Origin of the sequence: Pseudomonas sp. BF-R-01 (genome assembly GCF_019946615.1) — a bacterium.
Taxonomy (GTDB): domain Bacteria; phylum Pseudomonadota; class Gammaproteobacteria; order Pseudomonadales; family Pseudomonadaceae; genus Aquipseudomonas; species Aquipseudomonas migulae.
Genome location: NZ_JAGYFX010000046.1, coordinates 1 through 15,163, shown reverse-complemented (window position 1 = coordinate 15,163; position 15,163 = coordinate 1). Strand labels below are relative to the sequence as shown.

At 55.0% G+C, this 15,163-nt stretch carries 11 protein-coding genes, 4 tRNA genes and 1 rRNA gene; all 16 read right to left on the bottom strand.

Features of this window, described 5'->3' with window-relative positions:
- Positions 1–195: 195 nt before the first annotated feature.
- Entirely contained in the window at positions 196–4,395 is a 4,200-nt protein-coding gene (gene rpoC, locus KGB27_RS17895; protein ID WP_008030891.1) for a DNA-directed RNA polymerase subunit beta', read from the bottom strand.
- 64 nt (positions 4,396–4,459) lie between these two features.
- On the bottom strand, positions 4,460–8,533 hold the full coding sequence (gene rpoB, locus KGB27_RS17890) for a DNA-directed RNA polymerase subunit beta (protein ID WP_008030889.1): 4,074 nt from the start codon (positions 8,531–8,533) through the stop codon (positions 4,460–4,462).
- 220 nt (positions 8,534–8,753) lie between these two features.
- On the bottom strand, positions 8,754–9,119 hold the full coding sequence (gene rplL, locus KGB27_RS17885; protein ID WP_008030886.1) for a 50S ribosomal protein L7/L12: 366 nt from the start codon (positions 9,117–9,119) through the stop codon (positions 8,754–8,756).
- A 75-nt stretch (positions 9,120–9,194) separates the two neighbouring features.
- A complete protein-coding gene (rplJ, locus tag KGB27_RS17880) occupies positions 9,195–9,695 on the bottom strand; it encodes a 50S ribosomal protein L10 (protein ID WP_008030884.1) in 501 nt (166 codons plus the stop codon).
- 198 nt (positions 9,696–9,893) lie between these two features.
- A complete protein-coding gene (gene rplA, locus KGB27_RS17875; RefSeq protein WP_008041297.1) occupies positions 9,894–10,589 on the bottom strand; it encodes a 50S ribosomal protein L1 in 696 nt (231 codons plus the stop codon).
- Positions 10,589–11,020 (bottom strand): 50S ribosomal protein L11, encoded by a 432-nt coding sequence (gene rplK, locus KGB27_RS17870; RefSeq protein WP_008030880.1) that lies wholly within the window; start codon positions 11,018–11,020, stop codon positions 10,589–10,591. The genes rplA and rplK overlap by 1 nt, the downstream gene beginning before the upstream one ends.
- Before the next feature lie 117 nt (positions 11,021–11,137).
- Positions 11,138–11,671 (bottom strand): transcription termination/antitermination protein NusG, encoded by a 534-nt coding sequence (gene nusG / locus KGB27_RS17865; protein ID WP_007896622.1) that lies wholly within the window; start codon positions 11,669–11,671, stop codon positions 11,138–11,140.
- 9 nt (positions 11,672–11,680) lie between these two features.
- Positions 11,681–12,049, bottom strand: a complete 369-nt coding sequence (gene secE / locus KGB27_RS17860; RefSeq protein ID WP_007896620.1) for a preprotein translocase subunit SecE — start codon at positions 12,047–12,049, stop codon at positions 11,681–11,683.
- Between the two features lie 45 nt (positions 12,050–12,094).
- Positions 12,095–12,170: transfer RNA gene (locus KGB27_RS17855), tRNA-Trp, on the bottom strand.
- Between the two features lie 174 nt (positions 12,171–12,344).
- A tRNA-Thr gene (locus KGB27_RS17850) sits at positions 12,345–12,420 on the bottom strand.
- Positions 12,421–12,446: 26 nt separating this feature from the next.
- Positions 12,447–12,520: transfer RNA gene (locus KGB27_RS17845), tRNA-Gly, on the bottom strand.
- Between the two features lie 24 nt (positions 12,521–12,544).
- Positions 12,545–12,629 (bottom strand) — tRNA-Tyr (locus KGB27_RS17840).
- Between the two features lie 142 nt (positions 12,630–12,771).
- Positions 12,772–13,212: a hypothetical protein gene (locus tag KGB27_RS17835; protein ID WP_008041291.1), complete on the bottom strand. Its 441-nt coding sequence runs from the start codon at positions 13,210–13,212 to the stop codon at positions 12,772–12,774.
- 7 nt (positions 13,213–13,219) lie between these two features.
- The gene (locus KGB27_RS17830) at positions 13,220–13,969 is read right to left on the bottom strand and encodes a pantothenate kinase (RefSeq protein ID WP_223555562.1); all 750 of its coding nucleotides are present in this window, start codon (positions 13,967–13,969) and stop codon (positions 13,220–13,222) included.
- On the bottom strand, positions 13,959–14,918 hold the full coding sequence (gene birA, locus KGB27_RS17825; protein ID WP_223555560.1) for a bifunctional biotin--[acetyl-CoA-carboxylase] ligase/biotin operon repressor BirA: 960 nt from the start codon (positions 14,916–14,918) through the stop codon (positions 13,959–13,961). Before birA ends, KGB27_RS17830 begins: the two co-directional genes overlap by 11 nt.
- A gap of 134 nt (positions 14,919–15,052) precedes the next feature.
- Positions 15,053–15,163: ribosomal RNA gene (gene rrf, locus KGB27_RS17820) — 5S ribosomal RNA — on the bottom strand; the annotation flags it as partial.

The following is a 15,163-nucleotide window of genomic DNA, read 5'->3' as shown; positions in this document are numbered from 1 at the left end:
TTGCGACGCTATTGTCTTGCAAGAAAAGCAAAATGGCAGGAACGAATTCCCGCCAAATTTAGGGGTACAAGAGTCTAAAGAGGATCTTGCCCCCAGTCAAGACAAGGCCCCGACCTTCCCGCTTATCCAACCTCGACAAAATGTCTTGATTCGATGAACGGAACGATCAGGGCCTTGGCTCATTTATCGCAGAACTCAGTTACCGCTCGAGTTCAGCGCTTCGGTCAGTGCAGCTTCCACTTCACTGGCGCTTACGCGCAACGGTTTGTCAGCATCACGACGGCGTTTACGCTCGCTGTGATAAGCCAGACCGGTACCAGCCGGGATCAGACGACCCACGACCACGTTTTCTTTCAGGCCGCGCAAGTAATCGCGCTTGCCGGTTACCGCCGCTTCGGTCAGTACGCGAGTGGTTTCCTGGAAGGAAGCCGCCGAGATGAACGATTCGGTGGACAACGACGCCTTGGTGATACCCAGCAGCACGCGAGTGAACTTGGAAACGAATTTCTCGTCGTTCGCCAGGCGCTCGTTTTCTACCAGTACGTGAGTCAATTCCATCTGGTCGCCCTTGATGAAACTGGAATCGCCGGATTCAGCGATTTCAACTTTACGCAGCATCTGACGCAGGATGGTCTCGATGTGCTTGTCGTTGATCTTCACGCCTTGCAGACGGTAAACGTCCTGGATCTCGTTCACGATGTACTTGGCCAGCGCACTTACACCCAGCAGACGCAGGATGTCGTGTGGATCGCTCGGGCCGTCGGAGATAACTTCGCCGCGGTTTACCTGTTCGCCTTCGAAGACGTTCAGGTGACGCCACTTCGGAATCAGCTCTTCGTACGGATCGCTACCGTCGTTCGGAGTGATGACCAGACGGCGCTTGCCTTTGGTCTCTTTACCGAACGCGATGGTGCCGCTGACTTCAGCCAGAATCGAGGCTTCTTTCGGACGACGGGCTTCGAACAAGTCGGCAACACGCGGCAGACCACCGGTGATGTCACGGGTCTTCGAAGTCTCTTGCGGAATACGAGCGATAACATCACCGATCGCGATTTTCGCACCGTCCGCAACACCGACCAGGGCGTTGGCTGGCAGGAAGTACTGAGCGATAACGTCAGTGCCTGGCAGCAACAGATCCTTGCCGTTGTCATCAACCATCTTCACAGCAGGACGGATATCTTTACCGGCAGCTGGACGGTCTTTGGCGTCGAGAACTTCAATGTTGGTCATACCGGTCAATTCGTCAGTCTGACGCTTGATCGTGATGCCTTCTTCCATGCCCACGTAGGTCACGGTACCTTTCATTTCGGTAACGATTGGGTGAGTGTGCGGATCCCACTTGGCCACGATTGCGCCAGCGTCGACCTTGTCACCTTCTTTAACCGAAATCACAGCACCGTACGGCAGCTTGTAACGCTCGCGCTCACGACCGAAGTCATCAGCGATTGCCAGCTCACCGGAACGGGACACAGCAACCAGGCAACCATCCACTCGCTCAACGTGCTTCAGGTTGTGCAGACGGACGGTACCGCCATTCTTCACCTGAACGCTGTCAGCTGCGGAGGTCCGGCTTGCCGCACCACCGATGTGGAACGTACGCATGGTCAGCTGGGTACCCGGCTCACCGATGGACTGGGCAGCGATAACGCCGACTGCTTCACCGATGTTCACCTGGTGACCACGAGCCAAGTCACGGCCGTAGCACTTGGCGCAAATGCCATAGCGGGTTTCGCAGCTGATCGGCGAACGCACGATCACTTCGTCGATGCTGTTCAGCTCGATGAACTCGACCCACTTCTCGTCTACCAGAGTGCCGGCAGGAACGATAACTTCCTCGGTACCTGGCTTGAATACGTCACGGGCAATGACACGACCCAATACGCGCTCACCCAACGGCTCAACAACGTCACCGCCTTCAATGTGCGGAGTCATTACCAGGCCATGTTCGGTGCCGCAATCGATCTCGGTCACAACCAGATCCTGCGCCACGTCTACCAGACGACGAGTCAGGTAACCGGAGTTCGCAGTTTTCAACGCGGTATCCGCCAAACCTTTACGAGCACCGTGAGTCGAGATGAAGTACTGAAGTACGCTCAAACCTTCACGGAAGTTCGCAGTAATCGGCGTTTCGATGATGGAACCGTCCGGCTTGGCCATCAGGCCACGCATACCGGCGAGCTGACGGATCTGCGCAGCAGAACCCCGTGCGCCCGAGTCGGCCATCATGTACATCGAGTTGAAGGACTCTTGGTCGACTTCGACGCCATGACGGTCGATGACTTTCTCTTTCGAGAGGTTGGCCATCATCGCCTTGGAAACTTCGTCGTTCGCCTTGGACCAAAGGTCGATCACTTTGTTGTACTTCTCGCCCTGGGTTACCAGGCCGGAGGCGTACTGACTTTCGATCTCTTTCACTTCGTCGGTAGCAGCACCGATGATGCGGGCTTTTTCATCCGGGATAACGAAGTCGTTAACACCGATGGAAACGCCGGAAATAGTCGAATAGGCAAAACCGGTGTACATCAACTGGTCAGCGAAGATCACGGTCTCTTTCAAACCAACCACGCGGTAGCACTGGTTGATCAGCTTGGAGATCGCCTTTTTCTTCATCGGCAGGTTGACGACGTCGTACGACAGACCTTTTGGTACAACCTGGAACAACAGCGCACGGCCGACAGTGGTGTCGACGATACGAGTGTTGGTCACGCTGCCGCCATCACGGTCGTTGACGGTTTCGTTGATCCGCACTTTGACTTTTGCGTGCAGTGCGGCTTCGCCGGCACGGAACACACGGTCAACTTCTTGCAGATCCGCGAACACACGACCTTCGCCCTTGGCGTTGATCGCTTCACGAGTCATGTAGTACAGACCCAATACAACGTCCTGCGACGGAACGATGATTGGCTCACCGTTGGCTGGCGACAGAATGTTGTTGGTCGACATCATCAACGCACGCGCTTCCAACTGGGCTTCCAGTGTCAGCGGTACGTGCACGGCCATTTGGTCGCCGTCGAAGTCGGCGTTGTACGCAGCACAGACCAGAGGGTGCAGCTGGATAGCCTTACCTTCGATCAGTACTGGTTCAAACGCCTGGATACCCAGACGGTGAAGGGTCGGTGCACGGTTGAGAAGCACTGGGTGTTCGCGGATAACTTCAGCGAGAACGTCCCAAACTTCCGGCAGCTCGCGCTCGACCATCTTCTTCGCAGCTTTGATGGTGGTAGCAAGACCACGCATTTCCAGCTTGCCGAAAATGAACGGCTTGAACAGCTCGAGAGCCATTTTCTTCGGCAGACCGCACTGGTGCAGACGCAGGGTCGGACCTACGGTAATTACCGAACGACCCGAGTAGTCAACACGCTTACCGAGCAAGTTCTGACGGAAACGACCTTGCTTACCCTTGATCATGTCAGCCAGGGATTTCAGAGGACGCTTGTTGGAACCGGTGATAGCGCGGCCACGACGACCGTTGTCGAGCAGTGCATCGACGGCTTCCTGCAACATACGCTTTTCGTTACGCACGATGATGTCCGGAGCGGACAGATCGAGCAGACGCTTCAAGCGGTTGTTACGGTTGATCACTCGACGATACAGATCGTTGAGGTCGGAAGTCGCGAAGCGACCGCCATCCAGCGGGACCAGTGGACGCAGATCTGGCGGCAGAACCGGCAGAACGGTCAGCACCATCCATTCTGGAAGGTTGCCGGAACCCTGGAAGGCTTCCATCAACTTCAGACGCTTGGACAGCTTCTTGATTTTGGTTTCGGAGTTGGTTTGCGGAATTTCTTCACGCAGACGGCCAATCTCGTGTTCCAAGTCGATAGCGTGCAGCAGTTCGCGGACAGCTTCGGCACCCATGCGAGCATCGAAATCGTCACCGAACTCTTCCAGCGCTTCGAAGTACTGCTCATCGTTCAGCAGCTGACCTTTTTCAAGGGTGGTCATGCCTGGATCGATAACGACATAGCTCTCAAAATAGAGAACGCGTTCGATATCACGCAGGGTCATGTCCATCAGCAAGCCGATACGCGACGGCAGCGATTTCAGGAACCAGATGTGGGCAACTGGCGAGGCCAGTTCGATGTGCGCCATGCGCTCACGACGAACTTTAGCCAGCGCGACTTCAACGCCGCACTTCTCGCAGATCACACCACGGTGCTTCAAGCGCTTGTACTTACCGCACAGGCACTCGTAATCCTTTACCGGGCCAAAGATCTTGGCGCAGAACAGGCCGTCACGCTCAGGTTTGAACGTACGGTAGTTGATGGTTTCCGGCTTTTTAACTTCACCGAACGACCACGAACGGATCATCTCAGGCGATGCCAATCCAATACGGATGGCGTCGAACTCTTCGACTTGACCCTGGTTTTTCAGCAAATTCAGTAGGTCTTTCAAGGCCTTTCCTCCTGGCGGAGCAGAGAGCGGGCAATCCTGCCCCGCTCTCGATTCGCGTCACGTGTTATTCGGTTTCCAGATCGATATCGATGCCGAGGGAACGAATTTCCTTGATCAACACGTTGAAGGACTCGGGCATGCCCGGCTCCATACGGTGATCGCCATCCACGATGTTTTTGTACATCTTGGTACGGCCGTTCACATCGTCCGACTTCACTGTGAGCATTTCTTGCAGAGTGTAAGCGGCACCGTATGCTTCCAGTGCCCAGACCTCCATCTCCCCGAAACGCTGACCACCGAACTGTGCCTTACCACCCAGCGGCTGCTGGGTAACCAGGCTGTACGAACCGGTAGAACGAGCGTGCATCTTGTCGTCTACCAAGTGGTTCAGCTTCAGCATGTACATGTAGCCAACAGTAACCGGGCGCTCGAACTTGTTGCCGGTACGGCCGTCGGTCAGCTGCATCTGGCCGCTTTCTGGCAGGTCTGCCAGTTTCAGCATGGCCTTGATTTCGCTTTCCTTGGCGCCGTCGAACACTGGAGTGGCCATTGGAACGCCGCCACGCAGGTTCTTCGCCAGATCCAGGATTTCCTGATCAGAGAAGCTATCCAGATCTTCGTTACGACCGCCGATCTCGTTGTAGATCTCGTGCAGGAACTTGCGAAGCTCGGCGACTTTGCGCTGCTCTTCGATCATCCGGTTGATCTTCTCACCCAGACCTTTAGCCGCGAGGCCCAGGTGGGTTTCAAGGATCTGACCAACGTTCATACGCGAAGGTACGCCCAACGGGTTGAGGACGACGTCGACCGGGGTGCCATTGGCATCGTGCGGCATGTCTTCAACCGGCATGATCACGGAGACCACACCTTTGTTACCGTGACGACCGGCCATCTTGTCGCCCGGCTGGATGCGGCGACGGATTGCCAGGTAAACCTTGACGATTTTCAGCACGCCTGGAGCCAGGTCATCGCCCTGCTGCAGTTTGCGCTTCTTGTCTTCGAACTTGTCGTCCAGCAGACGGCGGCGATCAACGATGTAGGCCTGAGCCTTCTCGAGCTGCTCGTTCAGAGCATCTTCAGCCATGCGCAGTTTGAACCACTGACCATGCTCAAGACCGTCGAGAACTTCGTCGGTGATGTCCTGACCTTTCTTCAGACCGGCGCCGCCTTCGGCTTTATGGCCGACCAGAGCGGAACGCAGACGTTCGAAAGTGGCGCCTTCAACGATACGGAACTCTTCGTTCAGATCCTTGCGGATCTCGTCGAGCTGAGTCTTCTCGATCGACAGTGCACGAGCATCACGCTCAACGCCGTCGCGGGTGAAGACCTGTACGTCGATGACAGTACCCTTGGTACCGGTAGGTACACGCAGGGAGGTGTCTTTAACGTCGCTGGCTTTTTCACCGAAGATGGCACGCAGCAGCTTCTCTTCCGGAGTCAGTTGAGTCTCGCCTTTCGGAGTGACCTTACCGACCAGAATGTCGCCTGCGCCAACTTCAGCACCTACGTAAACGATACCGGCTTCGTCCAGTTTGTTCAGTGCAGCTTCACCCACGTTAGGGATGTCTGCAGTGATTTCCTCAGGCCCAAGCTTGGTGTCACGTGCCACACAGGTCAGTTCCTGAATGTGGATCGTGGTGAAGCGATCTTCCTGAACAACACGCTCGGACAGGCAGATGGAGTCTTCGAAGTTGAAGCCGTTCCATGCCATGAACGCGATGCGCATGTTCTGACCCAGAGCCAGCTCACCCATGTCGGTGGACGGACCGTCGGCCATGATGTCGCTGCGCTGGACCCGATCACCTTTACGCACCAGCGGACGCTGGTTGATGCAGGTGTTCTGGTTAGAGCGGGTGTATTTGGTCAGGTTGTAGATGTCGACACCAGCTTCGCCGGTTTCAACTTCGTCATCAGCAACACGAACCACGATACGGCTGGCGTCCACGGAATCGATAACGCCGCCACGACGAGCCACGACGCAAACGCCGGAGTCACGAGCTACGTTACGCTCCATGCCGGTACCGACCAGCGGCTTGTCAGCGCGCAGGGTTGGTACAGCTTGACGCTGCATGTTCGAACCCATCAACGCACGGTTGGCGTCGTCGTGCTCGAGGAACGGGATCAGCGACGCTGCAACCGAAACTACCTGCTTCGGCGATACGTCCATCAAGGTGACGTCTTCCGGCGCCTTGACGGTGAACTCGTTCAAGTGACGAACAGCTACCAGCTCGTCGATCAGGACTTTCTTGTCGTTCATCGTGGCCGAAGCCTGAGCGATCACATGATCAGCTTCTTCGATGGCGGACAGGAACACGATCTCGTCGGTGACCAGAGCGTCTTTCACCACACGGTACGGGCTCTCGAGGAAGCCGTACTGGTTGGTGCGCGCATAGGCGGCCAGGGAGTTGATCAGACCGATGTTCGGACCTTCCGGCGTTTCGATCGGGCATACACGACCGTAGTGAGTCGGGTGTACGTCACGAACTTCAAAGCCGGCACGCTCACGAGTCAAACCGCCAGGGCCGAGTGCAGAAACACGACGCTTGTGGGTGATCTCGGACAGCGGGTTGTTCTGGTCCATGAACTGGGACAGCTGGCTGGAACCGAAGAACTCTTTCACCGCCGCAGCCACTGGCTTGGCGTTGATCAGGTCTTGCGGCATCAGGCCTTCGCTTTCAGCCATCGACAGACGCTCTTTGACCGCACGCTCAACACGTACCAGGCCAACGCGGAACTGGTTCTCGGCCATTTCGCCTACGCAGCGAACACGACGGTTACCCAGGTGGTCGATGTCATCGACGATGCCTTTACCGTTACGGATGTCGACCAGAGTCTTCAGAACCGCGACGATGTCTTCTTTGCACAACACGCCCGAACCTTCGATCTCGGTACGACCGATACGACGGTTGAACTTCATCCGGCCGACCGCAGACAGGTCATAGCGCTCAGGGCTGAAGAACAGGTTGTTGAACAGAGTCTCGGCAGCGTCTTTGGTTGGCGGCTCGCCTGGACGCATCATGCGATAGATCTCGACCAGCGCTTCCAATTGGTTGCTGGTGGAGTCGATCTTCAGGGTGTCGGAGACGAACGGACCGCAGTCGATATCGTTGGTGTACAGAGTTTCGATGCGGACAACCTGAGCCTTGGCGATTTTCGCCAGGATCTCGGTGTTCAGCTCGGTGTTGCACTCTGCCAGGATTTCGCCGGTTGCCGGATGCACGATGACCTTGGCGGTAGTGCGACCCAGGACGTAGTCCAGAGGCACTTGCAGCTCTTTGATCCCGGCTTTTTCCAGCTGGTTGATGTGGCGAGCGGTGATACGACGACCTTGCTCGACAATAACCTTGCCTTTGTCATCCAGGATATCCAGGACAGCAATTTCACCACGCAGGCGCTGAGGCACCAGTTCCAGGCTGAGGTTTTCACCTTGCACGTGGAAGACGTTGGTGGTGTAGAACGCGTCGAGCACTTCTTCAGTGGTATAGCCGAGCGCACGCAGCAGTACCGATGCAGGCAGCTTGCGACGACGGTCGATACGCACGAACACGCAGTCTTTCGGATCGAACTCGAAGTCCAACCACGAACCGCGGTAAGGAATGATGCGCGCGGAGTACAGCAGTTTGCCGGAGCTGTGCGTCTTGCCACGGTCGTGGTCGAAGAACACGCCCGGGGAACGGTGCAGCTGGGAAACGATTACACGCTCGGTACCGTTGATTACGAAGGTACCGTTCTCAGTCATCAGGGGGATTTCACCCATGTAGACTTCTTGCTCTTTGATGTCCTTGATCGCTTTGTTCGACGATTCTTTGTCGAAAATGATCAGGCGCACTTTTACCCGCAAAGGTACGGCGTAAGTTACACCGCGCAATACGCATTCTTTGACATCAAATGCCGGTTCGCCCAGGCGATAACCGACGTACTCCAGCGCAGCATTGCCGGAGTAGCTGATGATCGGGAAAACGGATTTGAAGGCCGCATGCAGGCCCACGTCGCGGAACTGATCTTTAGTCGCTCCCGCTTGCAAGAATTCACGATACGAATCCAGCTGGATGGCCAGGAGGTACGGCACATCCATGACGTCCGGCAACTTGCTAAAGTCCTTGCGGATACGTTTTTTCTCAGTATATGAGTAAGCCATCAGCGTTCCCCAGCTTGGTCACCTGCTTGTTTGGCCCCTCCCGACGGGAGCAGCCAGAAAATCGTGCAAACCCCATGGTTTGCGCCACCGCATCGGGTGGTTACAACTCGTTATCAGCACCGACCCAGTCGGCTGCCAATAACGGAAAAAGGCCGGTGGCAAGAGCCACCAGCCATCAGCCTTTCGCTTAACGCTCGGGCTGGAGGAGCAAAGTCGATGCTTACTTCAGCTCGACTTTAGCGCCTGCTTCTTCCAGTACTGCTTTGGCTTTGTCAGCTGCGTCTTTGGCAACAGCTTCCAGAACCATGGCAGGAGCGCCGTCAACTACAGCCTTGGCTTCTTTCAGGCCCAGACCGGTCAGTTCACGTACAGCCTTGATCACGTTAACTTTCTTCTCGCCAGCTTCGGTCAGCATGACGTTGAATTCAGTTTGCTCTTCAACAACAGCGGCAGCAGCAGCTGGACCAGCCGATGCAGCAGCAGCGGTAACGCCGAATTTTTCTTCGAAAGCTTTGATCAGCTCAACAACTTCCATTACGGACATGTTGCCAACTGCTTCAAGGATATCGTTCTGAGAGATAGACATGAATCTAATTCCTGATATTGGGGACGGCCTACGCGACCATCGAAATAAACAAAAAACGCGAGAAGGAGACGAGCCTTAGGCTGCGGCAGCTTCTTTTTGGTCGCGAACTGCCGCCAGAGTACGAGCCAACTTGCTGGTAGCGCCTTGAATCACGCTCATCAGCTGAGAAATAGCTTCGTTACGGGTCGGCAGGGTTGCCAGTACGTCGATCTGATTAGCTGCGAGGAACTTGCCCTCGAACGCAGCTGCCTTGATCTCGAACTTATCCTGACCTTTTGCGAACTCTTTGAAGATACGAGCAGCAGCGCCCGGATGTTCTTTGGAGAATGCAATCAAGGTAGGGCCGGTGAACACGTCGTTGAGAACACTGTATTCAGTGTCGGCAACGGCGCGCTTGAGCAGGGTGTTACGTACAACACGTACGTAAACGCCAGCTTCACGAGCCTCTTTACGGAGTCCGGTCATTGCGCCTACTGTTACGCCACGGGCATCAGCCACGACAGCGGACAGAGCGACTTTGGCAGCCTCGTTGACTTCAGCGACGATGGCCTTCTTGTCTTCGAGTTTAATTGCCACGGGTTTAACTCCTGCTTGTTACCGTTTCATCTGGTCGAAACCGGATGTCGTTTTGGTGTCTGATTCGGTAAGGAACCGGGAGCACCATCTGCGTAGGCTTGTGGTTTAAGACTTGCGTCGCCTACGGTCTTGGATAGCCCCCGCCAGGCAGGGACCCCAATCTTTCAATTGGCGTAATCGCTTACGCCAACTTTTGTCTTACGCGTCGAGCGAGCTTTGGTCGATGACCAGACCTGGGCCCATAGTGGTGCTCAGGGTAACGCGCTTGACGTAAATGCCTTTCGAGGAAGCTGGCTTGATACGCTTCAGATCAGCGATCAGGGCTTCAACGTTTTCCTTCAGCTTGACGGCGTCGAAGCCGATCTTGCCAACGGAAGTGTGGATGATGCCGTTTTTGTCGGTGCGATAACGAACCTGACCAGCCTTGGCGTTTTTAACCGCGGTAGCTACGTCTGGAGTTACGGTGCCGACTTTAGGGTTAGGCATCAGGCCACGTGGACCGAGGATCTGACCCAACTGGCCTACAACGCGCATTGCATCCGGGGATGCGATAACTACGTCATAGTTCAGGTCGCCGCCTTTCATTTCGGCAGCCAGGTCGTCCATACCTACACGGTCAGCGCCGGCAGCCAGAGCGGCCTCAGCAGCTGGACCCTGGGTGAACACAGCAACGCGAACAGTCTTGCCAGTACCGTGCGGCAGCACAGTAGCGCTACGAACGACCTGGTCGGATTTACGCGGGTCAACACCCAGGTTCACAGCAACGTCGAACGACTCGCTGAACTTGACAGTCGACAGCTCAGCCAGCAGAGCAGCAGCGTCTACAAAGTTGTAGGACTTGCCTGCTTCGATTTTGCCGGCGATAGCCTTTTGACGCTTGGTCAACTTAGCCATTACACACCCTCCACGTTAAGGCCCATGCTACGAGCAGAACCGGCGATGGTACGCACGGCTGCTTCCATATCAGCTGCAGTCAGATCCGCGTTTTTAACTTTCGCGATTTCTTCCAGCTGAGCACGAGTCACAGTGCCAACCTTAACGGTGTTCGGACGAGCGGAACCGCTAGTCAGACCAGCCGCCTTCTTCAGCAGAACCGAAGCAGGGGTGGATTTGGTTTCGAAAGTGAAGCTACGGTCGCTGTAGACAGTGATGATCACTGGAGTCGGCAGACCTGGCTCAATACCCTGAGTACGGGCGTTGAAAGCCTTGCAGAATTCCATGATGTTCACGCCGTGCTGACCCAGAGCAGGACCAACAGGTGGGCTTGGGTTAGCCTGAGCGGCCTTCACTTGCAGCTTGATGTAAGCGGTAATCTTCTTGGCCATGAGGCACTCCAATTACGGGTTCGAACGCCTCGAAAGGCTCCCCGGTTACTTGCGCGTTTATCCCAGTGACGACAAAACCCCACAGCCTAGGGCTGCGGGGTTGGGATGCTTGCCCAGCTAGACTTTTTCGACCTGGCTGAACTCTAGCTCTACCGGAGTAGAGCGACCGAAAATGAGCACTGCCACTTGGATCCGGCTCTTTTCGTAGTTAACTTCTTCAACCGTGCCGGTAAAGTCGGCAAACGGCCCGTCATTGACACGCACCGACTCGCCAGGCTCGAACAACGTCTTCGGCTTCGGCTTATCGCTACCATCAGCGACACGACGCAGAATCGCTTCTGCCTCTTTGTCTGTGATTGGTGCTGGCTTATCAGCGGTACCGCCGATGAAACCCATCACCCGAGGAGTATCCTTGACCAAGTGCCAAGTACCCTCATTCATGTCCATCTGAACCAGCACATAACCTGGGAAGAACTTACGCTCGCTTTTGCGTTTCTGGCCATTACGCATTTCAACCACTTCTTCAGTGGGAACCAGAATTTCGCCAAAGCCATCTTCCATGCCAGCCAGCTTTACGCGCTCTACTAACGAGCGCATGACATGCTTCTCGTAACCGGAGTAAGCATGCACAACGTACCAACGCTTAGCCACGGGACACCCTTAGCCGACAATCAAGGAAACAAGCCAGCCGAGCAGGGAATCAAGACCCCACAACAGCAACGCCATAACCAACACAACAGCGACAACGATCAACGTGGTCTGCGTGGTTTCTTGGCGAGTTGGCCATACGACTTTACGAATCTCGGTGCGAGCTTCCTTAACCAGTACGAAGAAAGACTTGCCCTTGACTGTTTGCAGGCCTACGAAGGCAGCCACAGCGGCGATGACAAGCAATGCAAGTACGCGGTACAGGATCGGCGAAGCAGAGTAATACTGATTACCAACAACGCCAACAACCACCAAAGCGACTACTACTAGCCACTTGAGCAGATCGAAGCGAGAGCCTTGAGCTTCAGCTTTAGGAGTCATCTATGAAGATCCTGTGAAAAGAAAGCCAGACACACCAGGTGAATCTGGCAGGTCAGGAGGGAATCGAACCCCCAACCTACGGTTTTGGAGACCGTCGCTCTGCCAATTGAGCTACTGACCTAAAACAAAATCAGGCCGACCATTATGCCGACCCGAAAAAGACATTACAACACCTTACTCGACAGCCTCGACCCTAAGGCCAAAGCCACCCGCGCAACCAGCCAACAAAAAAACAACAAGGCCTGATCGCAACCCTTAAAACAAAGGCAGATATTTTCATATCTGCCTTGTTATATGGAGCTCTTGAGCGGATTTGAACCGCTGACCTCACCCTTACCAAGGGTGTGCTCTACCAACTGAGCTACAAGAGCGTAACACTTTGCAGGACCTGCAAACTTGGAGCGGGTAGCGGGAATCGAACCCGCATCATCAGCTTGGAAGGCTGAGGTTCTACCACTAAACTATACCCGCGAGGCTTGCAGCTCTCGCTAAAAATGGTGGAGGGGGAAGGATTCGAACCTTCGAAGTCGTAGACGTCAGATTTACAGTCTGATCCCTTTGGCCGCTCGGGAACCCCTCCTAAGCGAGCCGGCATTCTATATCATGCCAGCCTTCTGTCAAGCATTTTCTCATTAAAAACCTGAGGTTAGCTGCGTTGACATCGCTTCGTTGTGTTTGCCGTTAAAGGCGTTCACTGCGAAGCGGGCGCCATTCTATTCAAACTATTCAGCGGGTGCAACCCCCTCGCACGGCATTATTTTATGTTTTAACTCATTGAATTCTCTAGAAAGGTTTTGCAGCTGAACCTCACCCAGCCAACGCCGGCTTTCAGGGGCGATCCGAACCCAATAACCCGCGAATTCAAGATGATCCTTTGGCAGGAGCTGATACTTGATTTCCATACCATTCAAGCGCCGCTCAACTGCCTGAACCGCTTCTTGACGAACAAAACCACCCAAGTACAAACAGCTATTGTCCGGCAGAGCGGCCTTCCCCTTATCAAGGACCGGATCAGCCGCCTCGCTCAACAAGCGAATATCCTGCTGCCCTCCCCTATACAAACTCAGAGGAGTGACATCCTTCGCGCGCAGAGGAGCCTCTTGTTGGTGCCAGATGTAATAAAACACATTCAAAACAAGCAGCAGCAGAAACAACCAACGCATAAGAACCTCAGGACAAAGGACATGCCATAGCCAAACCCACAAATACCAGGTCCGGAACCACTCTAGCCTCTGGCACAATCTCAGAAACCAACGCGGCATCCCCACCGGTCAGAAACACGGAGAAATCCGCCCCCCAGTAGCTACGCGCAAGCTCCAGCTGGGTCAGAACAAAGCCTCTAAGCATCAACGAGCACCCCCGCTCAACCGCTTCGACGGTTGTGCGACCTGGAACGAGACTCTCCATGGCGCGCTCAGCCGCCAGATCCCCATAACGAATTTTACGGGTATGGGTGCGCAATTGATTTCGCATCAATGGCATTCCCGGACAAATAAACCCCCCGAGATGCTCTCCATCACCGGCGATGAAATCCGCAGTGACAGCAGTACCAAAATCAAGCACCAGACATGCACCCGACGCTAATTGGAACCCCCCAAGCATCGCCAGCCAGCGGTCGAGCCCCAGGCGCTCGAACTCTTCATAGCCATTGCGAACCCCCGACATTTCGCGAGCGGGCGCAGCGCAAACTACTGACACTCCAAAAGTGTCGGTCAGCAGAGTAATCAATGCACCGGTCTCTTCTGCCGTTCGGACACTGACCAATCGGCAAAACTTGAGGGCGAGCCCATTGAGCGCGCTCAAACTCTCCAGCAATGCAAGATTGGAGTCGACGACGCCCTCGCCAACCGTCTGGCGAGCATCAGCTTCAAGCACTCGCCACTTGATAAAACTGTTTCCGCAGTCGAGCTCAAGAATCATCACGCAACCTCAAGCTGAGCTCACCACCACTAAAGACTTTTTCCACACCGCCCACCTTCAAGCGCAGAGCACCCTGACTATCAATACCCAGTACCTCGCCATCTATATGGTTAACTCCGGCGATCAACGACACCGCCCGACCCTGCCACAGATGATTCTGCTCCCACTCAGCCTGGATAGCGGAAAATCCGTCGACTTGATGTCGACTCAAATATACCTGGAGCATCTGCCCCAACTGCGCGACCAAGTGATTGCGATCGAATGTCCGCCCCGACTCGAGCCGCAAGGAAGTCCACTGCTGATCAACCTCTTCGGTCATCTGCATGTTCACATTGATCCCGACACCCAGAACCACATGACACACATCAGCAGGATCGCCTACCAACTCAAGCAGTATCCCCGCGAGCTTTTTTTGACCAACCAGAACATCATTGGGCCACTTCAAGCCTGCATCTGATACGCCCAGCGCTCGCAAGGTTTGCAAGACAGCAAGCCCAACAACAAGACTCAAGCCTTCCAACTGGCGCATGCCACCTTCAATACGCAGCACCAGACTGTAATAGATATTTTCCGCGAAAGGACTCGCCCACTTACGCCCGCGGCGCCCACGGCCAGACGTCTGCCGCTCGGCAAGCACAAGAAATGGCGCTACCTGACCGCGCTCTATTGCACGCAGCGCCTCGGCGTTAGTGGAGTCAATTGAATCGAAAACCAGAATGGGCCAATTACAAGAAGGCGCCTGCTCTGCTATTGCGACAGAGTCGAGCAGTGTCAACGGCGAGGCCAATTGATAACCACGCCCCCGCACCTTGTGAATGGACAAGCCAAGCTCAGCCTCGAGCAGCTGAAGCTGCTTCCACACAGCACTGCGACTGACACCTAAAGCGGTGCCCAGGGCCTGGCCTGAATGGAATCGGCCATCCTTAAGAAGCTTTAACAACGTCAGCATGCAAGTCCCGCCTCACAATGAGGCCCGCATGATAGCCATGCCTTGAGCCGTTGCATAGAAACCGTACTGGGCAGATTTTCTTGCGGACAAAACAAAACCCCAACTGCTTTCGCAATTGGGGTTTCGGAATTTAATCTTGACGATGACCTACTCTCACATGGGGAAACCCCACACTACCATCGGCGATGCATCGTTTCACTGCTGAGTTCGGGATGGGATCAGGTGGTTCCAATGCTCTATGGTCG